Annotated in this window: 18 protein-coding genes and 1 pseudogene; 17 read left to right on the forward strand and 2 right to left on the reverse strand. The window is 74.2% G+C overall.

Annotation, left to right across the window (positions count from 1 at the left end; genetic code table 11):
• Positions 1–19: 19 nt before the first annotated feature.
• The 11 genes from ACFQ9Z_RS30755 (at position 20) to ACFQ9Z_RS30805 (ending at position 15,328) form a co-directional block, all read left to right on the forward strand.
• Positions 20–463, forward strand: a complete 444-nt coding sequence (locus tag ACFQ9Z_RS30755; protein WP_383026342.1) for an SRPBCC family protein — start codon at positions 20–22, stop codon at positions 461–463.
• 257 nt (positions 464–720) lie between these two features.
• On the forward strand, positions 721–3,135 hold the full coding sequence (locus tag ACFQ9Z_RS30760; RefSeq protein WP_383026345.1) for an MFS transporter: 2,415 nt from the start codon (positions 721–723) through the stop codon (positions 3,133–3,135).
• A 154-nt stretch (positions 3,136–3,289) separates the two neighbouring features.
• Entirely contained in the window at positions 3,290–5,761 is a 2,472-nt protein-coding gene (locus ACFQ9Z_RS30765) for a SpoIIE family protein phosphatase (RefSeq protein WP_383026348.1), read from the forward strand.
• 140 nt (positions 5,762–5,901) lie between these two features.
• A complete protein-coding gene (locus tag ACFQ9Z_RS30770; RefSeq protein ID WP_383026351.1) occupies positions 5,902–6,621 on the forward strand; it encodes a class I SAM-dependent methyltransferase in 720 nt (239 codons plus the stop codon).
• Positions 6,622–6,696: 75 nt separating this feature from the next.
• Complete coding sequence (locus ACFQ9Z_RS30775; RefSeq protein WP_383026355.1) at positions 6,697–7,530, forward strand: M55 family metallopeptidase; 834 nt, start codon at positions 6,697–6,699, stop codon at positions 7,528–7,530.
• A complete protein-coding gene (locus ACFQ9Z_RS30780) occupies positions 7,523–8,827 on the forward strand; it encodes a M20/M25/M40 family metallo-hydrolase (protein WP_383026360.1) in 1,305 nt (434 codons plus the stop codon). The genes ACFQ9Z_RS30775 and ACFQ9Z_RS30780 overlap by 8 nt, the downstream gene beginning before the upstream one ends.
• A 15-nt stretch (positions 8,828–8,842) precedes the next feature.
• Positions 8,843–10,798 (forward strand): prolyl oligopeptidase family serine peptidase, encoded by a 1,956-nt coding sequence (locus ACFQ9Z_RS30785; RefSeq protein ID WP_383026363.1) that lies wholly within the window; start codon positions 8,843–8,845, stop codon positions 10,796–10,798.
• On the forward strand, positions 10,795–11,718 hold the full coding sequence (locus tag ACFQ9Z_RS30790; RefSeq protein ID WP_383026367.1) for an LD-carboxypeptidase: 924 nt from the start codon (positions 10,795–10,797) through the stop codon (positions 11,716–11,718). The genes ACFQ9Z_RS30785 and ACFQ9Z_RS30790 overlap by 4 nt, the downstream gene beginning before the upstream one ends.
• Before the next feature lie 93 nt (positions 11,719–11,811).
• Complete coding sequence (locus ACFQ9Z_RS30795) at positions 11,812–12,363, forward strand: GNAT family N-acetyltransferase (protein WP_383026372.1); 552 nt, start codon at positions 11,812–11,814, stop codon at positions 12,361–12,363.
• Positions 12,364–12,390: 27 nt separating this feature from the next.
• Positions 12,391–13,290, forward strand: coding sequence for an arginase family protein (locus tag ACFQ9Z_RS30800; RefSeq protein WP_383026377.1), 900 nt, complete (start codon positions 12,391–12,393; stop codon positions 13,288–13,290).
• Positions 13,291–13,330: 40 nt separating this feature from the next.
• Positions 13,331–15,328, forward strand: a complete 1,998-nt coding sequence (locus ACFQ9Z_RS30805) for a DUF5107 domain-containing protein (RefSeq protein WP_383026380.1) — start codon at positions 13,331–13,333, stop codon at positions 15,326–15,328.
• Between the two features lie 9 nt (positions 15,329–15,337).
• Here ACFQ9Z_RS30805 and ACFQ9Z_RS30810 read toward each other — a convergent pair whose 3' ends face one another.
• Together ACFQ9Z_RS30810 and ACFQ9Z_RS30815 are read right to left on the reverse strand one after the other, a co-directional pair.
• Positions 15,338–15,685 (reverse strand): VOC family protein, encoded by a 348-nt coding sequence (locus tag ACFQ9Z_RS30810; protein ID WP_383026383.1) that lies wholly within the window; start codon positions 15,683–15,685, stop codon positions 15,338–15,340.
• Positions 15,686–16,046: 361 nt separating this feature from the next.
• Positions 16,047–17,003 (reverse strand): LLM class F420-dependent oxidoreductase, encoded by a 957-nt coding sequence (locus ACFQ9Z_RS30815; protein WP_383026386.1) that lies wholly within the window; start codon positions 17,001–17,003, stop codon positions 16,047–16,049.
• 199 nt (positions 17,004–17,202) lie between these two features.
• On the opposite strand from ACFQ9Z_RS30815, the gene ACFQ9Z_RS30820 reads away from it, so the two are divergent.
• The 6 genes and pseudogenes from ACFQ9Z_RS30820 (at position 17,203) to ACFQ9Z_RS30845 (ending at position 23,276) form a co-directional block, all read left to right on the forward strand.
• On the forward strand, positions 17,203–18,720 hold the full coding sequence (locus tag ACFQ9Z_RS30820; protein ID WP_383026390.1) for an NAD(P)/FAD-dependent oxidoreductase: 1,518 nt from the start codon (positions 17,203–17,205) through the stop codon (positions 18,718–18,720).
• Complete coding sequence (locus tag ACFQ9Z_RS30825) at positions 18,717–20,564, forward strand: transketolase (protein WP_383026393.1); 1,848 nt, start codon at positions 18,717–18,719, stop codon at positions 20,562–20,564. Before ACFQ9Z_RS30820 ends, ACFQ9Z_RS30825 begins: the two co-directional genes overlap by 4 nt.
• Positions 20,561–21,524 (forward strand): annotated as a pseudogene (gene ligD, locus ACFQ9Z_RS30830) (non-homologous end-joining DNA ligase). Before ACFQ9Z_RS30825 ends, ligD begins: the two are co-directional and overlap by 4 nt.
• 123 nt (positions 21,525–21,647) lie before the next feature.
• Complete coding sequence (locus tag ACFQ9Z_RS30835) at positions 21,648–22,013, forward strand: gas vesicle protein (RefSeq protein ID WP_383026396.1); 366 nt, start codon at positions 21,648–21,650, stop codon at positions 22,011–22,013.
• A 73-nt stretch (positions 22,014–22,086) separates the two neighbouring features.
• Complete coding sequence (locus ACFQ9Z_RS30840; RefSeq protein WP_383026399.1) at positions 22,087–22,509, forward strand: gas vesicle structural protein GvpA; 423 nt, start codon at positions 22,087–22,089, stop codon at positions 22,507–22,509.
• Positions 22,506–23,276, forward strand: coding sequence for a GvpL/GvpF family gas vesicle protein (locus ACFQ9Z_RS30845; RefSeq protein ID WP_383026403.1), 771 nt, complete (start codon positions 22,506–22,508; stop codon positions 23,274–23,276). The genes ACFQ9Z_RS30840 and ACFQ9Z_RS30845 overlap by 4 nt, the downstream gene beginning before the upstream one ends.
• The last annotated feature ends 1 nt before the right edge of the window (position 23,277 follow it).

Here is a 23,277-nt window from a genome sequence, read left to right on the forward strand (position 1 = left end):
CGGGTTCTGGAGGAACGCAATGGCGCAGGTCGAGGCCACTACGGAGCGGGTCGTCGCGGCGGACGCGGAGAAGGTGTTCGACGCCCTCGCCGACTACAGCGGCACACGGCAGCGGCTGCTGCCCGAGCAGTTCAGCGAGTACGAGGTGCGCGAGGGCGGCGACGGCGAGGGCACCCTCGTGCACTGGAAGCTCCAGGCCACCAGCAAGCGGGTGCGCGACTGCATGCTCGAGGTCGGCGAGCCCACCGACGGCGAGCTGGTCGAGAAGGACCGCAACTCCTCCATGGTCACCACCTGGCGCGTCACCCCCGCCGGCGAGGGCGGCTCCCGGGTCGTCGTCACCACCACCTGGCAGGGCGCCGGCGGCATCGGCGGCTTCTTCGAGCGGACCTTCGCGCCCAAGGGCCTCGGCCGGATCTACGACGCGATCCTCGCCAACCTCGCGCGCGAGGTCGAGAAGTGACGGTACGCGCCGGAAGGTGACCGCAGGCGCCGGGAAGTGACCGCGCGCGTCGCCGGAATGACGGCGCGCGCGTGGTCACGCGACGCCGCGCCCGCGCGGCCGAACCCCAAACGCCGCCCCGCGCCGGGGTGTTGCGCCACTCACCGGTTCGAGTGGATCCGCATCCGGTCCGAGCTTGTGCCGTAACTCGCCGTACTTGTCCGCAGTTGTCGTCCTGCGCGGGACTTGTGTGACAGGTGCGACGAGGGGAGCGGTACGTGGGCGGGACGACTCTGGTGCGGGACGAGCCGGTCGCGGCACCCCCCGGCACACCCGCGCCACCACCGCCCGGGACCCCCGAACTCGGCACGCGGCGGGTGCGGTTGGTCTTCCTCGGGCTGATGCTGGCGCTGCTGCTCGCCGCGCTGGAGCAGATGATCGTCGCCACCGCGCTGCCGAAGATCGTCGGCGAGCTGCACGGCCTGGACAAGATGTCGTGGGCGATCACGGCCTATCTGCTCACCGCCACCATCGGACTGCCGCTGTACGGCAAGCTCGGCGACCTCTTCGGCCGCAAGGGCGTCTTCCAGTTCGCGATCGTCGTCTTCGTGGCCGGTTCCGCGCTGGCCGGGCGGGCGCAGAGCATGGACCAGCTCATCGCCTTCCGCGCCGTCCAGGGCGTCGGCGCGGGCGGGCTGATGATCGGGGTGCAGGCGATCATCGCGGACATCGTGCCGCCCCGGCAGCGCGGCCGCTACATGGGCCTGATCGGCGCCGCGTTCGGCGTCGCCTCCGTCGCAGGCCCCCTGCTCGGCGGGTACTTCACCGACCACCTGTCCTGGCGCTGGTGCTTCTACATCAACGTCCCCTTCGGGCTGCTGACCCTCGCCGTCGTCACCGCCGTCCTCAAACTCCCCAGACCCCGCGTCCGCGCCCGCCTCGACGTGCCCGGCGCGCTGCTGCTCGCCGCCGCCTCCACCTGCCTGGTGCTGCTCACGAGCTGGGGCGGCACCGAGTACGCCTGGAGCTCGCGGGAGATCCTCGGCCTCGGCGCGGGCGCCGTCGCCGCCACCGTCCTCTTCCTGGTCGCCGAGCACTTCGCCGCCGAACCCCTCATCCCGCCGCGGCTGTTCCGCGACTCCGTCTTCAACGTCACCGGCCTGGTCGGCCTGGTGATCGGCGTCGCGCTGTTCGGCGCCGCCAGCTACCTGCCGACCTTCCTGCAGATGGTCGACGGGGCCAGCGCCACCGAGTCCGGGCTGCTGATGCTGCCCATGATGGCCGGCATCGTCGGCGCCTCGATCATCGGCGGGCAGCTCATCAGCCACACCGGGCGGTACAAGCTCTACCCCGTCCTCGGCGGCGCCCTGTCCGCCGTCGGCATGTGGCTGCTGTCCCGGCTGGAGGTGGACACGCCCCGGCTGTACTACAGCGTCTGGATGGCCGTCCTCGGCGCCGGCATCGGCCTGGTGATGCCCGTCCTGGTGCTCGCCGTGCAGAACTCCGTGCGCCCCGCCGACCTCGGCACCGCCACCAGCGCCAACAACTACTTCCGGCAGATCGGCGGCAGCGTCGGCGCCGCCGTCTTCGGCACGCTCTTCGCCGGCCGGCTCTCCGACGCCCTGCGCCGCGAACTGCCCCAGCGCGCGGGCGCCGGGCTGCCCGACCCGGAGTCCCTGACCCCGCAGCTCGTGCACGCGCTGCCACCGGCGCTGCGCGACGCCTACATCCGCGCCTACGCCGACGCGATGCCCCGGATCTTCCTCTACCTGGTCCCGGTGCTCGTCCTCGGCCTGCTCATCGCCTTCTTCCTCAAGGAGAAACCGCTGGTGTCCCACAACGCCGCCGAAACCGAGCCCGCGCCCTTGACCACCCCCATCCCGCAGGCCCGCCACCAGGCCCCGGCCGGCGGGGCGGCCCGCTCGCCGCACGCCGCCGGGGTCCCCGTCTGCGGGACCGTGCAGCACCCCGACGGCACGGTGGTGCCCCGCGCGGCGCTCACCCTCATCGACGTCGCCGGACAGCAGATCGGGCGGGGCGCCAGCGGCGACGACGGGCGCTACGCGCTCGCCACGCCCGGCGCCGGCTCGTACGTGCTGATCGCCGCCGCCGGCGGCCACCAGCCGCAGGCCGTCTCGGTCACCGTCGGCGAGCGGCCCGTCGAGCTCGACGTCGTCCTCGGCGGCGCCGGACGCCTCGCCGGCAGCGTGCTCACCGCCGACGGCACCCCCGTGCGCGACGCCACCGTCACCCTCACCAACGTGCACGGCGAGGTCGTCGCCAGCACCCGCAGCGGCCGCGAGGGCGGCTACGTCATCACCGAGCTGGTGGCCGGCGAGTACACCCTCGCCGCCAGCGCACCCGCCTTCCGGCCCGCCGCGCTCCCGGTCACCGTGCAGGCCGCCCGGGAGACCCGGCAGGACGTGGAACTCGCGGGCGGCGCCGTGCTCCGGGGCACCGTCCGGGCGAGCGGCGGCCGGCCGGTGGAGGACGCGCGCGTCACGCTCCTGGACGCCGCCGGGAACGTCGTGGACACCCTCACCACCGGAGCCGACGGGACGTTCCGGTTCGTGGACCTGTCCTCCGGCGAGTACACCGTCATCGCCGCAGGTTACCCGCCGGTCGCGACCGTCCTGCAGGTCGCCGGCGGCGGCCGCACGGAAAGGGATCTGCAGCTGGGCCACGAGGACTGACGGGGGGCGCCCGCAGGGCGCTGAGCTGGGCGCCGGGGCGGTCCGGTGAGAGCAATTCCAGGATTGCCGCACATCGTGACCGGCCCCCGCCGTACGGTAGTGGCGGGCGGCACAGATCGTTTGCGGACAGCCGTGGGGAGAGAGGGCCTGGGCCATGGACCGTGGCAGCGAGCGGGACACACCTCCCGGCCGCGGCGCCGGGGACACCGCGGCGGGCCGGATTCCGCTTGCCGTGGTGGTCGTCGACCGCGACGGCCTGGTGTCCCACTGGAGCAGCGGCGCGGGCCGCCTGTTCGGCGTCGGCCGCCAGGACGCGGTCGGGCGCCCTGCCGCGGACCTGCTCCCGGTGTCCGGCGCCCTCGCCGACGACCCGCAGGGCGACGTGATCGACGCCTACGGCCCCTACGAGGCGTACGACGGGCTCGGCCCCGACCTGGAGGCCTCCCTCGGCGGCCGGACCGCCTATCCGGCGGCCGGCCGGGCCCGCCAGTTCCCGCACAAGGACGGGTCCGGCGACGGGGCGGCCGACGGCGAGCGGATCGACGTGCTGTGGTGGGCCTACCCGCTGGTCGGCCCGGGCCCGTTCCGGCTGCTGGTGCTCGCCGCCGACGCCGCCCGGCTGCGCGAGGAGCGCGGCTACGACGCCGAGGCGGCCGAGCACATCTCGCCCGGCTTCGCCCGCCACACCGAACTGCCCGCCTCCGAGGAACTGGAGCGGCGGCTCCCCGAGATCCTGCCCAACATGGGCCCCGACCTCAGCGGCCGCATCGTCTCCCAGATCCTCGAACTCGGCTACCCCGTACTGGAGTTCAGCCAGTTCGACCGGGTGCCCGTCACTCCGTACTGGGGCGTGCCGCGCCGCCCCGGCCGCAGCCGCGCCGAGGCCGTCGTACCGCAGCAGCGGACCGCGCCCGTGATCCCGGCCGGGGCCGAGCGGGACCTGGAGTACGCGGCCGTGCGCGAGCGGCTGGAGTTCCTCAACGAGGTCAGCTCCGGCATCGGCACCTCGCTCGACCTCGGCGAGACCATCCGCGAGGTCACCAGCGCCGCCGTGCCCCGCTTCGCGGACTTCGCCGGCACCCACCTGCGCTCGGCGGTGCTGGCGGGCGAGGGCTTCCCGGACGGCCCGCCCGACGCGAGCACGGTGATGCACCGGGTCTGGGTCGAGCACAACGACGAACCGGGCCGCTGGGACGACACCGTGCCGGTCGGCGAGACGTTCGCCTTCCCCGAACACACCCCGTTCTACAAGTGCATGGTCACGGGCGAGCCGGTGCTGGTCCCGGAGGTCACCGAGGAACTGTCCAACCGCATCGCCGGCGAGTTCGAGAAGCGCGACCTCAGGCCGCTCATCGCCGGCCGCTCCCTGCTGATCGTGCCGCTCAAGGCGCGCAACGTCGTCCTCGGCTTCATGGTGCTGATGCGCCGCCCGGACCGCGCCGCCTTCGACGACATGGACCGCACCACCGGCGCCGAACTGGCCGCCCGCGCGGGCCTGGTGCTCGACAACGCCCGCATGTACACGTACCAGGAGAACGTCGCCGACACCCTTCAGGACAGCATGCTGCCGCAGGTCGCCCCGCGGATGGCCGGCTGCGACGTGGCGACCCGCTACCTGCCCGGCGCCCGGCTCGGCCGGATCGGCGGCGACTGGTTCGACACCATCAAGCTGCCCGGCTCGCGCACCGCCCTGGTGGTCGGCGACGTCATGGGGCACGGGCTGAACTCGGCCGCGATGATGGGGCAGTTGCGCACGGCCGTGCAGACCATGGCCACCATGGAGACGCCTCCGGCCCAGCTGCTGCGCAACCTCGACGACCTCGCCCGGCGGCTCGGCGAGAACTACCTCGCCACCTGCCTCTACGCGGTCTACGACCCGATCCGGGGCGAACTGCAGCTCGCCAACGCCGGGCACATCCCGCCCGTGCTGGTGCGGGCCGAGAACGGCCGCAGCGAACTGCTCGACCTGCCGACCGGCGCGCCCATAGGCGTCGGCGGCGTCCCCTTCGAGGCCACCGTCGTCCCGGTCGCGCCCGGCGACCGGCTGGTGCTGTGCACCGACGGCCTGGTCGAGGTGCGCGGCTCCGACATCGGCGAGGGCCTGGCCGCGCTCTGCGAGTCCGCCGCGCATCCCGCGGCCTCGATGGACGACGCCTGCGACACCATCATCCGGGCCCTCAACACCCACGGTGGCCGCAAGGACGACGTCGCCCTGCTCATGGCCCGGCTCAACGGCATCCCCGGCGACCACGTCGCCGAATGGCACCTCGACGCGGACCCGCGCGAGGTCGCCCGGGCCCGGGACCTGGTCCGCGACCTGCTGCTGGACTGGGAGCTGCCGCAGGCCGTGGATACGGCGCGGCTGCTGGTCAGCGAGGTCGTCACGAACGCCGTACGGCACTGCGGAGGCGGCCGGGTCGGACTGCGCGTGGTCCGCACCGACGCGCTGCTGTTCGAGGTCACGGACGACGAACCCGCGCTGCCCAGCATGCTCGCCGCGCGGCCGTACGACGAGGCGGGGCGCGGTCTGCGGGTGGTCAGCAGGCTCGCCCGCGAGTGGGGCGCCAGCGCCACCGGACACCGCAAGACCGTCTGGTTCGAACAGGGCATCGCCGGAAGACGCTGAACCGGGGGCGCGTCAGCTGCTCGGCGCGCCCCCGGCGTGACCGCGGTCCGTACATCCGGTGAAGGTGACCTCCGACCCCTTGCCCCGCACACGGCGGTCGCGATATCCCGATCACGCAACCGACCCGTGGGGAGATCGCCATGAACGTCTCGAGCAACTACCGCAGCAACTGGGAGAGTTACTGGCGGGAGACCGCCGACGGGACGGGAGAGGCGATCTGGGACTCCGACCCCTCCCTGAGCGCCGAGCCGCACAGCGAGCTGCTCCTGCCGTACGCGGACACCGGGCGCCCCATAGTGGACCTCGGCTGCGGCAACGGCACCCAGACCCGCTACCTCGCCACCCGGTTCGCCCGCGCCGTCGGCGTCGACCTCTCGCACGCCGCCGTCGAGCACGCCCGGCGCGCCGCGAACGGCGGCGCCGTCGAGTTCCAGCAGCTCGACCTGACGGACACCGGCGCCGTCCGGGAGCTGCACCAGCGGCTCGGCGACAGCAACGTGTACATGCGTGCCGTCATCCACCAGAGCGAGCCGCACGCCCGGGCCGCGGTGGCCGCCGCCGTCGCCGAGCTGCTCGGCAGCGACGGACGCGCGTTCGTCGTCGAGCTGACGTCCGGGACCCGGGACGTCCTCAGGCTGGCCGCCGACGGGCCCGGGGGCCCCGGGCCCAAGCTGCGCCGGGTCTTCGAGCACGGCCTCAAGCCCGCCGACGCCGACGACGAGGAGATCCCGCTCCTGCTCGGCAAGGCCGGCCTGGAGATACTGGCGAGCGGCGAGACCACCCTGCCGCAGACCGAATACATGGCGGACGGCACCCGCATCGACCTGCCCGCCCGCTGGTTCGTGCTCGCCGGCAAGTGACGGGGTCCCGGGGGCGGCGGGATACCGCACGGGGGTCGTAGCCGCCGCCCCGGGGCACCGCGTAACGTGCGGTGCATGAAGATCCTCATCAGTGCGGACATGGAGGGCGCCACCGGCGTCACCTGGCCGGCCGACGTGCTCCCCGGGACGCCGCAGTGGGAGCGGTGCCGGTCGATGTTCACCTCGGACGTGAACGCCGCGGCGCTCGGCTTCCTCGACGGCGGAGCCGACCAGGTGCTCGTCAACGAGGCCCACTGGTCCATGCGCAACCTGCTCCTGGAACGGCTCGACGAACGGGTCGAGATGCTCACCGGGCGGCACAAGTCGCTCTCCATGGTGGAGGGCGTCCAGCACGGCGACGTCGACGGCATCGCGTTCATCGGCTACCACACGGGCGCGGGCATGGAGGGGGTCCTCGCCCACACCTACCTCGCCAACCAGATCACCGGGGTGTGGGTGAACGACGTCCGCGCGAGCGAGGGTCTGCTCAACGCGCACGTCGTCGCCGAGTGCGGCGTGCCCGTCGTGCTGGTCACCGGCGACGACCTCGCCTGCGAGGACGCCCTGGGGTACGCGCCCGAGGCGCTGAAGGTCGCGGTCAAGGACCATGTGTCCCGGTACGCGGCGGTATGCCGTACGCCTTCCCGGACCGCCGCCGACATCCGGGCCGCCGCCAAGGAGGCGGCACGGCTCGCGGTCCGCCACGAGCCGGTGCGCGGCGGCCCGTTCACGGTCGCCGTCGAGTTCGACGCCGAGCACCTGGCGATGGCCGCGACCGTCGTGCCGGGCGTGGCACGCGTCGGCGAGCGCAAGGTGGCGTACACCAGCGAGACCATGTACGAGGGAATCCGTACCTTCAAGGCGGTCACCACGATCGTCTCGGCCGCAGTGGAGGAGCAGTATGGCTGACCAGCAGGCCCTGGACGAGGTGGTGGAGTTCACCTCCGGCCTGATCCGCATCGACACCACCAACCGGGGCGGCGGCGACTGCCAGGAGCGGCCCGCGGCCGAGTACGCGGCCGAGCGGCTGGCCGGGGCGGGCCTGGAACCCCTGATGCTGGAGCGGACCCCGGGGCGGACCAACGTCGTCGCCCGGATCGCGGGCACCGACCCGTCCGCCGACGCGCTGCTGGTGCACGGCCACCTCGACGTCGTGCCGGCCGAGGCCGCCGACTGGAGCGTCCACCCGTTCTCGGGCGAGATCCGCGACGGCGTGGTGTGGGGGCGCGGCGCCGTCGACATGAAGAACATGGACGCGATGATCCTCGCGGTCGTCCGCTCCTGGGCCCGGCAGGGCGTACGTCCCCGCCGGGACGTCGTGGTCGCGTTCACCGCCGACGAGGAGGCCAGCGCCGAGGACGGCTCCGGGTTCCTCGCCGACGAGCACCCGGAGCTGTTCGAGGGCTGCACCGAGGGCGTCAGCGAGTCGGGCGCCTTCACCTTCCACGACGGCTCGGGCCGGCAGCTCTACCCGATCGCCGCGGGGGAGCGGGGCACCGGCTGGCTGAAGCTGACCGCGCGCGGCCGGGCCGGGCACGGCTCCAAGGTCAACAAGGAGAACGCGGTCACCCGGCTCGCCGCCGCCATCACCCGCATCGGCGAGCACGAGTGGCCGCTCAGGCTCACCCCGACGGTGCGGGCCGCGCTCGGCGAACTCGCCGCCCTGTACGGCGTCGACGCCGACTTCCGGGACGTCGACCGGCTGCTGGAGAAGCTGGGCCCGGCCGCCAAGCTGGTCGAGGCCACCGTCCGCAACAGCGCCAACCCGACGATGCTGGACGCCGGGTACAAGGTGAACGTCATCCCGGGCGAGGCGGTCGCCTACGTGGACGGACGCTATCTCCCCGGCGGCGAGGAGGAGTTCCGCACCACGCTCGACCGGCTCACCGGGCCGGACGTGGACTGGGACTTCGCCCACCACGAGGTCGCCCTGCAGGCCCCCCTCGACTCGCCCACCTACGCGAGGATGCGGGCGGCCGTCGAGGAGTTCGCGCCCGAGGGCCACGTGGTGCCGTACTGCATGTCCGGCGGCACGGACGCCAAGCAGTTCTCGCGGCTCGGCATCACCGGCTACGGCTTCGCGCCGCTGAAGCTCCCCGAGGACCTCGACTACCAGGCGCTCTTCCACGGCGTCGACGAGCGCGTCCCCGTCGAGGCGCTGCACTTCGGCGTCCGCGTCCTCGACCGGTTCCTGCGGACGGCCTAGGCGATGGAGGAGAACATGCAGCGGCAGCCGTACGGTTCCTGGCCCTCGCCGATCGACGCGGCGCTGGCCGCCGCGCACGACGGGCAGCCGGAGTGGGTGGGTTTCGTCGGCGACGAGGTCTGGTGGACCGAGCCCCGGCCCGCCGAGGGCGGCCGCCGGGCCCTGGTGCGGCGCACGGCCGAGGGCGCCGAGGAGTCGGTGCTGCCCGCGCCCTGGAACGTGCGCAGCCGGGTGATCGAGTACGGCGGCCGGCCCTGGACCGGCACGGTCCGGGACGGCGCGCCCCTGGTGGTGTTCGCGAACTTCGCCGACCAGCGCCTGTACCGGTGGGAGCCCGGCGGCGAGCCGCGCCCGCTCACCCCGGTCTCGCCGGTGGACGGCGGACTGCGCTGGGCGGAACCGCGGGTCGACCTGGACCGTGGCGAGGTGTGGTGCGTGCTGGAGGAGTTCACCGGCGACGGCCCGGACGACGTGCGGCGCGTCCTGGCCGCCGTGCCGCTGGACGGCTCGGCCGCCGACGACCGCGCCGCGGTCCGTGAACTTCTCCCCGAACGGCACCGGTTCGTCACCGGACCCCGGCTCTCGCCCGACGGCCGCCGGGCCGCCTGGCTGGCCTGGGACCATCCGCGGATGCCGTGGGACGGCACGGAACTGCTCGTCGCCGAGGTGGGCGGCGACGGCGCCCTGCACACGGTCCGCACGGTCGCCGGCGGCCCCGAGGAGTCCGTCGCGCAGGCCGAATGGTCCGCCGACGGCGCCCTGCTGTACGCGAGCGACCGCAGCGGGTGGTGGAACCTCTACCGGGACGGCGAGCCGCTGTGCCCGCGCGACGAGGAGTTCGCCGGGCCCCTGTGGAAGCTCGGCCTGAACTGGTTCGCGCCGCTGGACAACGGCCTGATCGCGGTCGTGCACGGCCGCGGGGCCGCCGTGCTCGGCATACTGGACCCCGAGTCCGGCGAGGTCGTCGACGCGGCCGGGCCGTGGACCGAGTTCGGGTCCTCCCTCGCGGTCCACGGCGAACGCGTCGTCGCGGTGGGGGCGGGCGCGCGCACCGGGCCCGAAGTGGTGGAACTGGACACCCGGATCGGCCGCGCCCGGGCCATCGGCGCCCGCCACCGGGACGCCGTGGACCCCGCGTACTACCCGGCGCCCGAGAGCCGCGTCTTCACCGGGCCCGGCGGGCGCGAGGTGCACGCCCACGTCTACCCGCCGCACCATCCCGGCCGCACCGCCCCCGACGGCGAACTGCCGCCGTATGTCGTCTGGGCGCACGGCGGGCCCACCGGCCGGGTGCCGTGCGTGCTCGACCTGGAGATCGCCTACTTCACCTCGCGCGGCATCGGCGTGGCCGAGGTCAACTACGGCGGCTCCACCGGGTACGGCCGCGCCTACCGGGAGCGGCTGCGCGGGCAGTGGGGCGTGGTCGACGTCGAGGACTGCGCGGCCGTGGCCCTCGCCCTCGCCGAGGAGGGCACCGCCGACCGCGGCCGGCTCGCGATCCGGGGCGGCAGCGCGGGCGGCTGGACCACCGCGGCCTCGCTGACCGGCACGGACGTCTACGCCTGCGGCACCATCATCTACCCCGTCCTCGACCTCGCCACCTGGGGACCGGGGGAGACCCACGACTTCGAGTCGCGTTACCTGGAGTCGCTGATCGGGCCGCTCGCCGAGGTCCCCGAGCGGTACGCCGAGCGTTCGCCCACCACCCACGCCGACCGGCTCACCGCACCGTTCCTGCTGCTCCAGGGCCTGGACGACGTGATCTGCCCGCCCGCCCAGAGCGAGCGCCTGCTCGCCGGGATCGAGGGCCGGGGCGTGCCGCACGCCTACCTCACCTTCGAGGGGGAGGGGCACGGCTTCCGGCGCGCCGACACCATGGTGCGCGCTCTTGAGGCGGAACTGTCGCTGTACGCCCAGGTGTTCGGGCTGGACCCGACGCCCGCCGTGCCGAAGCTGGAGCTGGGCACATGAGGGAACTCGTCCGGCCGGCCCGGCTGGCCCCCGGCGCGCGGGTGGCCGTCGTCGCGCCCAGCGGCCCGGTGGCCGAGGAACGGCTCCAGGCCGGTCTCGACGTGCTGCGCGGCTGGGACCTCGACCCGGTGGTGGCGCCGCACGTGCTCGACCGGCACGGCGGACTCGGGTACCTGGCGGGCGCCGACGCCGACCGGGCGGCCGACCTGCAGCACGCCTGGTGCGACCCGGCCGTGGACGCGGTGCTGTGCGCCCGCGGCGGGTACGGCGCCCAGCGCATGGCCGACCTGCTCGACTGGGAGGCGATGCGCGCCGCCGGGCCGAAGGTGTTCGTCGGCTTCAGCGACATCACCGCGCTGCACCAGGCGTTCGCCACCCGGCTCGGCCTGGTCACGCTGCACGGTCCGGCCGCCGCGGGCGTCGACTTCATCAAGAACGCCCGGGCGCAGGAGCACCTGCGGGCCACCCTGTTCGCACCCGAGACGGTCCTCGCCCTCGCCGCGGACCGTCCCGCCCTGGCGCCCGGACGGGCCCGCGGGGTGACCCTCGGCGGCTGCCTCAGCATGCTCGCCGGCGACCTCGGCACGCCCCTGGCCCACCCGGGCGCCCGCGGCGGACTGTTGCTGCTCGAGGACGTGGGCGAGCAGCCGTACCGGGTGGACCGGCTGCTGACCCAGCTCCGGCGCTCCGGCTGGCTCGACGGGGTCGCCGGGATCGGACTCGGCTCCTGGCACGACTGCGGCCCCTACGGCGAACTCCGCGCTGTCCTCGCCGACCGGCTCGGCGGCCTCGGGGTCCCGGTCGTCGAGGAGATCGGATTCGGGCACTGCGACGGGGCGCTGACCGTGCCGTTCGGAGTGACGGCCGAACTCGACGCCGAGGCGGGCACATTGACGCTGGACGAGCCCGCGCTGCGCTGACCCGCCCCCGGCCGGACCCCGCCGTGCGTGGGGCCGGCCCGGGCCGGACCGATCCGCTGCCGCGTCCCGGCCGGCTGAGCGTAGGCTGGGCGGATGCCGCACACCGCAGCCCACTACCTCGCCACCGGCCCCCGCGTCGGCATCCGCGCCTTCACCCTGGAGGACGGACCCGAGTTCACCGCCCGGGCCAGGGAGAGCAAGGACCTGCACCGGCCGTGGCTGTTCCCGCCGGACGACGACGAGGGCTACGCGAGCTACGCCAAGTCGCTCATCAAGGATCCGGCCAGGGCCGGCTTCCTCGTGTGCGAGAAGGACACCGGGGACATCGCCGGCTTCATCAACATCAACAACATCGTCCGCGGCGGCTTCCAGTGCGGCGCCCTCGGCTATGGCGCCTTCGCCCACGCGGCCGGCCGGGGACTGATGCGCGAGGCCCTCGACCTGGTGATCGGCTACGCCTTCGGGCCGCTGGGACTGCACCGGCTGGAGATCAACGCTCAGCCGGACAACACCGCCTCCCTCGCCCTGGCACGCGGTGCCGGCTTCCGCCTGGAGGGCTTCTCACCGGCCATGATCTTCATCGACGGCGCCTGGCGCGACCACGAACGCTGGGCGCTGACCGCGGAGATGCGCCCCGCCGACTGACCCCCCCGCCCTGCCGAGGGAGACCGCATGCGAACGCTCGTCCTGCTCGACGCCCCGTCCAACCTGGGGCTGCGCCCGCCCGCCCCCGGCACCGTCCCCGGCTGCTACAAGCTGGCCGGGGCCCTCCGGGAGCAGGGCCTGCTGCGCCGGCTCGGTGCCCGCGAAGGCGGTGTGGTCGTACCGCCCCGCTACGACCGCGGCGACTGGCAGGAGGGCGACGGCGTCTTCAACGCGGCCGCGCTCGCCGCGTACACCGTGCGGCTCGCCGACCGCATCGAACGCCACCTGCGCGCCGGGGAGTTCCCCGTGGTGCTCGGCGGCGACTGCTCCATCCAGCTCGGCGCCTCCCTCGCCATGCGCCGGATCGGCCGGTACGGGCTCGCCGCGGTCGACGCCTCGCACGACTTCCGGCACCCGGGCAACTCGTGCCGGATCGGCGCCGCGGGCGGCGAGGAGGTCGCGCTCGGCACGGGACGCGGCCAGGAGGACCTGACGAACATCGAGGGGCTGCGGCCCTACCTCAGGGACGAGGACGTCCGCTTCCTCGGCATCCGCGACGCCTATGCCGACGACCTCGCCGAACTCGCCTCCCTGAAGATGCCGGCCGTCACCGCCGGCGGTGTCCGCGCCGAGGGCGCCGGCCCGGTCGCCCGGGCCGCGGTCGAGGCCTTCCGGGCCCCCGGGCTCGACGGGTTCTGGGTCCACCTGGACGCCGACGTGCTCGACCCGTCCGTGATGCCGGCCGTGGACAGCCCCGACCCGGACGGCCTGCTGCCGGACGAACTCCAGGAGCTGCTGCGCCCGCTGCTCGCCTCACCGCGCTGCGCAGGCCTCAACGTCACCGTCTACGACCCCGACCTCGACCCCGAGGGCACCGCGGGCGCCCTGCTGGCCGACCTGGTCGTGGCCGCCTTTGCGCAATCCTGACCGGCAGATCCCCTGGCCGACTCGCCGCACGCCGGGTTCCATGGTCATCGTGACGGAGATCCGACGTGAGGTCATCACCCTGCCCGCCGCGCAGTTGGGCCCCGACAACCCCCTGCCCCCGCTCCGCCCCCTCGACGAGATGCACCGCGTCGAGGACCGGGACCGCGGGGACATGCCCCGCGACATGGCGCGGCAGCTCGACTACGAGCCGCTGCGCAGCCTGCTGCCGGTGCGGGTGCGCGACGGGTACGGCAGAACCCGCGAACCCCGTGCCCTGACGGCCCTGGTGATCGAGAACGACCGGCTGCGCGCCACCGTCCTGCCCGGTCTCGGCGGCCGGATCACCTCCCTGGTCCACCTGCCCACCGGACGCGAACTCCTCTACCGCAACCCCGTGTTCCAGCCCGCCAACTTCGCGCTCAACGGCGCCTGGTACTCCGGCGGCATCGAGTGGAACATCGGCGCGACCGGTCACACCACCCTGTCCTGCGCCCCCCTGCACGCCGCCCGGGTCCCCGCCCCGGACGGCGGCGAGATGCTGCGCCTGTGGGAGTGGGAGCGGCTGCGCGACCTGCCGTTCCAGGTCGACCTGTGGCTCCCGGAGGGATCGGACTTCCTGTACGTGGGGGTCCGGATCCGCAATCCGCACGAGCGGCCCGCACCCGCCTACTGGTGGTCCAACATCGCCGTCCCCGAGGACCGGCGGATCCTCGTCCCCGCCGAGGAGGCCTGGCAGTTCGGCTACGAGCGCCGGCTGCGCCGGGTGCCGGTCCCCTGCCACGACGGCGTGGACCGCACCCGCCCCCTCAACAGCCGTTACGCCGCCGACTACTTCTACGAGGTGCCGGACGGCCGGCGCCGTTGGATAGCCGCGCTGGACGCGGACGGGCACGGTCTCGTGCAGACCTCCACCGACGTGCTGCGCGGCCGGAAGCTGTTCGTGTGGGGCAGCGGTCCCGGCGGCCGGCGCTGGCAGGAGTGGCTGACCGAGCCCGGCACCGGCGGCTACTGCGAGATCCAGGCCGGCCTCGCCCGCACCCAGCTGGAGCACGTCCGGCTGGAACCCGGGAGCGAGGTGTCCTGGCTGGAGGCGTACGGCCCGCTGGACGCCGCCCCCGACGGACCGTCCTGGCCCGCGGTGGTCCAGGGGGCGGAGGACCGGCTGGCGGCGGTCCTGCCACGGGCCCGCGTCGAGCGGGCGTACGCGGACTGGCAGCCGTGCGCCGACACCGAGCCCGGCGAGCGGCTTGCCACCGGCTCCGGCTGGGGCGCGCTGGAGGTCGTGCGGGCCGGCTGGAAGCTGCCCGGCACGCCGTTCCCGGAGGCCACCCTCGGCGAGGCGCAGACGCCCTGGCTGGAGCTGCTGCGCACGGGCTCGCTGCCGGAACCGCGCCGGGTCCGCCCGCCCGGCGAGACGCTGGTCGCCCCGCACTGGCGCGACATGCTGGAGACCGCGCCCGCCACCCCGCACACCGAGTACCACCTCGGCATCGCCCAGTGGCACGCAGGCGACCGCGCGCAGGCGGTCCGGAGCTGGGAGCGTGCGGTGCCGCTCGCCCCCTCGCTGTGGCCGCTGCTGCGCTGCCTGGCGGTCGCCGACGAGGAGTCCGGCCACCACGAGCGGGCCGCCGACCGGTACGCGGAGGCCTTCGACGACCTGTGCCGCGAACGGCTCCCCCACTGCCTGAACGGCGTGGGAGGTACCCCCACCGACGGCGAGGCATGGACCGCCGCCGTGGCCGCGCTGGGCCGCGAGGCGCTCGGGGCGCTGCTGCGTGCGGGGCGTGCCGCGCAGGCCCGCGCGGTGTGGGAGCGGCTGCTGCCCGCCGTGCGGCGCCGCGGACCGTTCCGGCTGCTGGAGGCCGCACTGCTGCTCGCCGAGGGCCGGCGGGCGGACGCCCGGGCCGTCCTCGACGAGGCGTTCGAGGTGGCGGACCTGCGGGAGGGCGCGGACGTGATCGAGCTGCTGTGGGCCCGGCTCACCGACGAGCCGCTGCCCGCCCGCCTCGACTTCCGGATGCGGCCGGACGCCGGCTGAGCGGGCGGCTCAGCCGCTCTGGTCGACGTACTCGAAGATAGAGCCGTCCGGGTGCATCGCCAGCAGGTTGCGGCCCGCCGGGGTCGGCACCGGTCCGGCGATGACCCGGGCGCCCAGGTCGGTCAGCAGCCAGTGCGCCTCGGTCACGTCCTTCACGGCGATCGTCGCCGTCACCTTGCGCAGCACCTCCAGCTCCGCCTCCGGGCCGCTCATCAGGAGGAAGGAGCCGATCGCGGCCACCTGCACCCCGCCGCGCTCGAAACGCAGCGCCCGGCCGCCGGCCAGCCGTTCGTAGAAGGGGATCGCGGTGTCGAGGTCGTCGACGCAGATGCGCAGTGTCGCGCCCAGAATCTCCATACCCACAACCCTAGTTGGGCCACCCAACCCCCCGCGCCTACAAGCCGGCGGCCACCCTCGAAGGGGCGCGGGGAACTGCGCGCCCAGCCACCCCCGACCCGCACCGACTCCCAGACCGCACCCCACCCGCCCCGACCCCCCGCCCCTACAAGCCGACGGCACCCTCGAAGGGGCGCGGGCAACTGCGCGCCCAACCACCCCCGACCCGCACCGACCCCCAGACCGCACCCCACCCGCCCCAACCCCCCGCGCCTACAAGCCGACGGCACCCTCGAAGGGGCGCGGGGAACTGCGCGCCCAACCACCCCCGACCCGCACGGACCCCTAGACCGCACCCCACCTGCCCCGGGCGGAGCCCCCCTCACCCCACAAGCCGCGGCAGCACCTTCGTACGGTAGAAGTCGAAGAACCCCTGCTGATCCGGCCCGATCTGGTTCACGTACACCCGGTCGAACCCCGCGTCACCGAACGCCCGCAACGCCGAGACATGCTCGTCGACGTCGTCCCCGCACACCGTCTTCTCCCGCACCATGTCCTCGGTGACGAGCTCCGCGAGCTGCTCGAAGTGCCGTGGCGAGGGCAGCACCTGCCCCATCTCCCCGGGCAGCAGCTCGTTGTACCAGAGCTCCCGCACCGTCCGCACGCAACTGTCCCGGTCGGCCCCGTAACAGACCTTCGTACCGCCGCTGACCGGCTTGGCCCCGCCACCGCCCTTGCGGTACTGGGTGACCATGTCCTCGTCCGGCGTCATCGTGATGTAGCCGTCGCCCACCCGGGCGGCCAGCGAGGTCGCCTTCGGGCCGAAGCCCGAGATGTCGATCGGCACGGGCTCGTCGGGAACCGTGTAGAGCCGGGCGTTCTCCACCGTGTAGTGCTTGCCGTGGTGGTTGACCTCCTCGCCGGTGAACAGCCGGCGCATCACCTGGATGGACTCCTCCAGCATCTCCAGCCGGATGTGCAGCGGGGGCCAGCGGTCGCCGAGGATGTGCTCGTTCAGCGCCTCGCCGGTGCCTACCCCGAGCCGGAACCGGCCGCCGGTCAGCACCGCGCTGGTCGCCGCGGCCTGCGCCAGCACCGCCGGGTGGATGCGCACCGTCGGGCAGGTCACCGCCGTCTCGATGGGCAGTGAGACGGCCTCGGAGAGCGCGCCGATCACCGACCAGACGAACGGGCTCTGCCCCTGCGCGCTGTTCCACGGGTGGTAGTGGTCGGAGATCCACAGCGACTGGAAACCGGCCTGTTCGGCCATGCGGGCCTGTTCGATCAGCTCGGCCGGGCCATGCTCCTCGCAGGCCAGGAAATAACCGTACTCAGTCATGACGGGCACCTCCGCGCGACGCGGCCGGGCGGCCGGGCCCGCCGCTGGTGGGGATCGGGGAACCCCGGCCGGGTAACCGCCGCCGACCGGGCGAAACGCGGCCCCGAGCGGCGTCCGGGTGAGCCGGGCGGCGTTTGGGTGCAACGGCCCCGGTTACGCGGAAGGCCTGGAGGGGAGCCACACCGCCGGAGGGACACCCGTGAGTCGACCACGTGTGGTGATCGTCGGCGCCGGCTTCGCCGGGTACCGGGCTGCCCGCACCCTCGCCCGGCTCACCCGCGGCCGTGCCCGGATCACCCTGCTCAACCCGACCGACTACTTCCTGTACCTGCCGCTGCTGCCCCAGGTGGCCGCCGGGATCCTGGAGGCCCGCCGGGTCACCGTCTCCCTGCCCGGCACCCTGCGCGGGGTGCGCCTGGTGCTGGGGGAGGCCACCGGGGTCGACCTCGACCGGCGCACCGTGCACTACCGGGACCCCGAGGACGGCGCAGGCGCCCTCGGCTACGACCGGCTGGTGCTGGCCGTGGGCAGCGTCAACAAGCTGCTGCCGGTTCCCGGCGTCGCCGAGCACGCGCACGGGTTCCGCGGGCTGCCCGAGGCGTTGTACCTGCGCGACCACGTCACCCGGCAGGTGGAGCTGGCCGCCACGGAAGCCGACCCGGAGGCCCGGGCCGCCCGGTGCACCTTCGTGGTGGTAGGCGCCGGCTACACCGGCACCGAGGTGGCCGCGCACATGCAGATGCTCACCGACCGCCTGGCCCGCCGGGACCTGCCCGGCGTGGCCCGGCCCCGCTGGATCCTGCTGGACGTGGCCCCCCGTGTGCTGCCGGAGATGGACGAACGGCTCTCCCGCATCGCGGGCCGGGTGCTGCGGGCTCGCGGCGTCGACGTCCGCACCGGTACCTCCGTGAAGGAGGCCACCCCGGACGGCGTCCTGCTCAGCGACGGCGACTTCGTGGCGTCGCGGACCCTGGTCTGGTGCGTCGGGGTCCGGCCGGACCCGCTGATCGAGGCCGTCGGACAGCCGCTGGAGCGGGGCCGGCTCATCGTCGACCCGTACCTCCAGGTGCCGGGCCGCACCGAGGTGTTCGCCTGCGGGGACGCGGCGGCCGTGCCGGACCTGGAGCGGCCCGGCGAGTTCACCCCGATGACCGCCCAGCACGCCTGGCGCCAGGGCAGGGTGGCCGGCGAGAACGTGGCCGCCTCGCTCGGCCTCGGCCGGCGCCGGCGCGCCTACCGCCACCGCGACCTCGGTTTCGCCGTGGACCTCGGCGGGGTGCGGGCCGCCGCCAACCCGTTCGGCGTCCCGCTGTCCGGCCCGCCGGCCGGTGCGATCACCCGCGGCTACCACCTGGCCGCCCTGCCCGGCAACCGCCTGCGCGTCGCCGCGGACTGGCTGCTGGACGCCGTACTTCCGCGCCAGACCGTGCAGTTGGGTCTGGTGCGGTCCTGGTCGGTCCCGCTGGACACGGCCTCCCCGGAGCTGGCCCGGGTACCCGGCGCCTCCGGCCGGTCCGGCGGGAGCGGGCACGACGTCGGCGGGCACGACGGCAGCGGCGGCGGATCCGCGGCGAGCGCGCCCGCGGCGATCGGGCCGGCGGACGCAACCGCCGATGACCGGCCCGCACCCGCACCGCCCGACGACCACCCCGCACCCGGCCCCGCGCAACCCGCGGACCGCCCGGACCCACCCGACCCAGCAGAAGGAGATACATGAACACCGCCGAACTCGCCGAACTCGGGCAGCAGTTGCGCGTGGACAGCGTGCGGGCCGCCGCAGCGGCGGGCTCCGGGCATCCCACCTCGTCGATGTCCGCCGCCGACCTGATGGCCGTCCTGCTCGCCAACCACCTGCGCTACGACTTCGAGCGCCCCGACCACCCCGCCAACGACCGCCTCGTGCTCTCCAAGGGCCACGCCTCGCCGCTGCTGTACGCCGCGTACAAGGCGGCCGGCGCCATCGAGGACGGCGAGCTGCTGACCTTCCGCAAGCTCGGCAGCCGCCTGGAGGGGCACCCGACCCCGCGCCGGCTGCCGTGGGTGGAGACCGCCACCGGCTCGCTCGGCCAGGGCCTGCCGGTCGGCGTCGGCATCGCGCTCGCCGGTCAGCGGCTGGACCGCACCGGCTACCGGGTGTGGGTGCTGTGCGGCGACAGCGAACTGGCCGAGGGCTCCATCTGGGAGGCGGCCGAGCACGCCGCCTACGAGCACCTGGACAACCTCGTCGCCGTCGTGGACGTCAACCGGCTCGGCCAGCGCGGCCCGACCCGGCACGGACACGACCTGGACGCCTACGCCCGCCGCTTCCAGGCCTTCGGCTGGCACACCATCGAGATCGACGGCCACGACGTCGACGCGATCGACCGGGCCTACGGCGAGGCCCTGTCGACGACCGGACAGCCCACCGTGATCCTCGCCCGCACCCTCAAGGGCAAGGGCGTCGCCGCCGTCGAGGACCGCGAGGGCCTGCACGGCAAGCCGCTGCCGGAGGCCGAGGAGGCCATCGCCGAGCTGGGCGGGCCGCGTGACCTGCGTGTCCAGGTGAGCGAGCCGGCCGCCGCGGCGGCGCTCCGCTCGCCGAACACCGAGGTGGTGCGGCTGCCGCAGTACGACAAGGGCGAGGAGGTGGCCACCCGGGACGCCTTCGGCAAGGCCCTGGCCGCGCTCGGCGGCGCCCGGGGCGACGTCGTCGCGCTGGACGGCGAGGTCGGCGACTCCACCCGCACCGAGATGTTCGCCAAGGAGCACCCCGACCGCTTCTTCGAGTGCTACATCGCCGAGCAGCAGCTCGTCGCCACCGCCGTCGGCATGGCGGCCCGCGGCTGGGTGCCGTACGCATCGACGTTCGCGGCCTTCCTCAGCCGCGCCCACGACTTCGTGCGCATGGCCTCCGTCAGCGGCAGCGGGATCAACCTGGTCGGCTCGCACGCCGGCGTGGCGATCGGGCAGGACGGGCCCTCGCAGATGGGCCTGGAGGACCTGGCGATTTTCCGGTCCGTGCACGGCTCGACCGTGCTGTACCCGTGCGACGCCAACCAGACGGCCCGGCTGGTCGCCACCATGGCCGGCCTCGACGGCGTCCGCTACCTGCGCACCTCGCGCGGCGAGAGCCCGGTGATCTACGGCCCCGACGAGGAGTTCCCGGTCGGCGGCAGCAAGGTGCTGCGCTCCGGCGAGCAGGACCGGCTGACCGTGGTCGCGGCCGGGGTCACGGTGCACGAGGCGCTCGCGGCCGCCGACCGGCTCGCCCAGGACGGCATCCAGGTCCGCGTGATCGACCTGTACTCCGTCAAGCCCGTCGACACCGAGACGCTGCGGCGGGCCGGCGAGGAGACCGGCTGCCTGCTCACCGTCGAGGACCACCACGAGGAGGGCGGCCTCGGGGACGCCGTCGCGGAGGCGTTCTCCGACGGCCGGCCCGTGCCCCGCCTGGTCCGGCTCGCGGTGCGCACCATGCCCGGGTCGGCCGCGCCCGACGAGCAGCTCCACGCCGCCGGCATCGACGCCGTGGGCATCGCGGCCGCGGCGAAGCTGCTGGTGGAGGAGGCAGTCGTGGGATGAGCGGCGACGGCGTGCGGACCATACGGGCGGGCCGCCGCCCGGTGCGCGTCCGGCGGCCCGGGAGGTCCTGCTCCCGGGCCGCGAGACGGACGCCGAGGGGTACCCAAGGGCGATCTCGCCGACTACTACCGGTCCGTCGCGCCGTATCTGCTGCCGCACCTGAGGGGCCGTCCGCTGATGCTCGAACGGTATCCGGACGGCCTCGACGGCCCCCGCTTCATGCAGAAGAACACCCCGGGCCACTACCCGGACTGGATCACCCGGGCCGAGGTCGCCAAGGAGGGCGGCACGGTGACGCACGTCGTCTGCGACGACACCGCCACCCTGCTCTACCTCGCCGACCAGGCCTGCCTCACCCTGCACCGGTGGCTGTCCCGCACTGACCGGGCCGGCGGCCCGGACCACCCCGACCGGCTGGTCTTCGACCTCGACCCCGCCCCGGCGCCCGACGCGACCCGTGGGACCCCGGACGGCTTCGCCGCCGTCCGCGAGGCGGCCGGCGTCCTGCGCGAGCTGCTGGACGAGCTGGGCCTGCCCGCCGCGCCGATGACCACCGGGTCGCGCGGACTGCACCTGGTCGTCCCGCTGGACGGGCGCCACGGCTTCGACGAGGTACGCCGGATCGCCCACGACGTGGCCGAGTTCGCCGAGGCCGCGCACCCCGACCGGCTCACCGCCGCCGCCCGCAGGCGCGACCGCGGCGACCGCCTCTACCTCGACGTGCAGCGCAACGGCTACGCGCAGACGGCCGTGGCCCCCTACACCGTCCGCGCTCTGCCCGGCGCGCCCGTCGCTGTGCCCCTAAGCTGGGAACAGGTGGCCGATCCAGGCGTCCACGCCCGCCGCTGGACCATCGCCGACGCCGTCGACCAGGCCCGCACCGACCCGTGGGCCACGCTGCCGGGCCGGGGGCGCGCCCTCGGACCCGCCAGGCGCCGCCTCACGGGACTGAAGGGCTGACGACGGCCGGTCCTGGCAGGTCCCGGGCGCACGTCCACCGTCTGTGACCAGCGGCGTCGAGAACCCGTACCCCCGGAATGTTTGGCCAAGGGATGAGCGGCCACACGCAGGGGAGAGGTGGCCATGACGAACACAAAGAACACTCATCAGTCACAGGATTCACAGGAAACGCAGAAATCGTCCAAGGCGGAGGACGACGCGCCGCAGGGCGCGGCCACCGGCCGGCGGCCGCGTCCCATGGAAGTGCTGCGGGAGGCCCGCGCCCAGCTCGCCGAGCTGACCGGTCTCGAGCCGGAGTCGGTGTCCTCCTTCGAGCAGACCGCGGAGGGCTGGTCGCTCGAGGTGGAGGTCCTCGAACTCGAGCGGGTCCCGGAGACCATGAGCCTGATGGCGACTTACCAGGTGGAGCTGGACGAAGAGGGGCAGCTCACGGGCTACCGCCGCGTCCGCCGCTACGAACGCGGACGGGCCGACGCGCGCGGCCGCTAGGCCGCCCGTCCCGAGCGCCCGGCATCCACCGGAGCACCGCGTTTCCGATCACCGAGAAGGAGGAACGGCCCGCATGACCGTTGTACCGGCACAGCAGACCGGCGGCGGAGGCGGCAGCAGCGGCCTCTACGACGTACTGGAACTGGTTCTGGACAGGGGGCTCGTGATCGACGCGTTCGTCCGCGTCTCCCTGGTCGGCATCGAGATCCTGAAGATCGACGTACGCGTCGTTGTGGCCAGTGTCGACACGTATCTGCGCTTCGCCGAGGCGTGCAACCGCCTCGACCTGGAATCGGGCCCGAACAAGAGCCCGGGCCTGCCCGAGATCGTCGGCGAGGTCACCGAGTCCGGTGCCCGCGGCAAGTCCAAGGGCGCCCTGTCGGGCGCCGCAGAGACGATATCCGGCGCTTTCAAGCAGGCGCGTGAAGAGGGGCAGAGCGAGTCCCGGCCGCGTGCCCGCAAGACCGCGGCCCGGCGTAAGGAGGAGTCGGAGTGAGCACCTACGTCTACGGGATCACCGCCCGTTCCCACCCGGCCCTGCCCGAGGGCATGACCGGCGTTGGCGAGCCGCCGCTGCCGGTGCGCGTGCTGACGGCCGGTGAACTGGCGGCCGTGGTCAGTGACGCGCCCGAGGGACTGCGGCCCAAGCGCCGGGACCTGCTGGCGCACCAGAACGTGCTCGCCGAGGCCGGCGCGGGCGGCTGTGTGCTGCCCATGCGGTTCGGCAGCGTCGCCCCCGACGACGACTCCGTCACGCAGGTGCTCGGCGAGCGCGCCCAGCACTACGAGGAGCGGTTGCGGGAGCTGGACGGCAAGGTCGAGTACAACGTCAAGGCCACGCACGTCGAAGAGGCCGTACTGCACCGGGTGATGGCCGAGAACGCCGAACTGCGTTCCCTGGCCGAGGCCAACCGCACGTCCGGCGGCGGAAGTTACGACGACAAGATCCGTCTCGGCGAGATGGTCGCGGCCGCCGTCAAGGACAAGGAGGCCGAGGACGCGGCCGAGGTGCGCACCGCGCTGGAGTCGGCCGGCTCCGCGCTGAGCGTGGGCCCCGAGTCGACCGGCTGGCTGGTCAACCTGTCGTTCCTGGTGGCCCGGGACACCGCCGAGGAGTTCCTGGCCGCCGTCGAGCAGGTCCGCACCAGCCACCCCCATCTCGACCTGCGGGTCAACGGGCCGCTCCCGCCGTACAGCTTCGTGGAGCCCGGCCCCGCCGAGCCCGCGGGCAGCACGGCCGGCGCCGACGCCGGAGCGCAGTAGC

This window comes from Streptomyces sp. NPDC056580 (assembly GCF_042793175.1).
Lineage (GTDB): Bacteria > Actinomycetota > Actinomycetes > Streptomycetales > Streptomycetaceae > Streptomyces.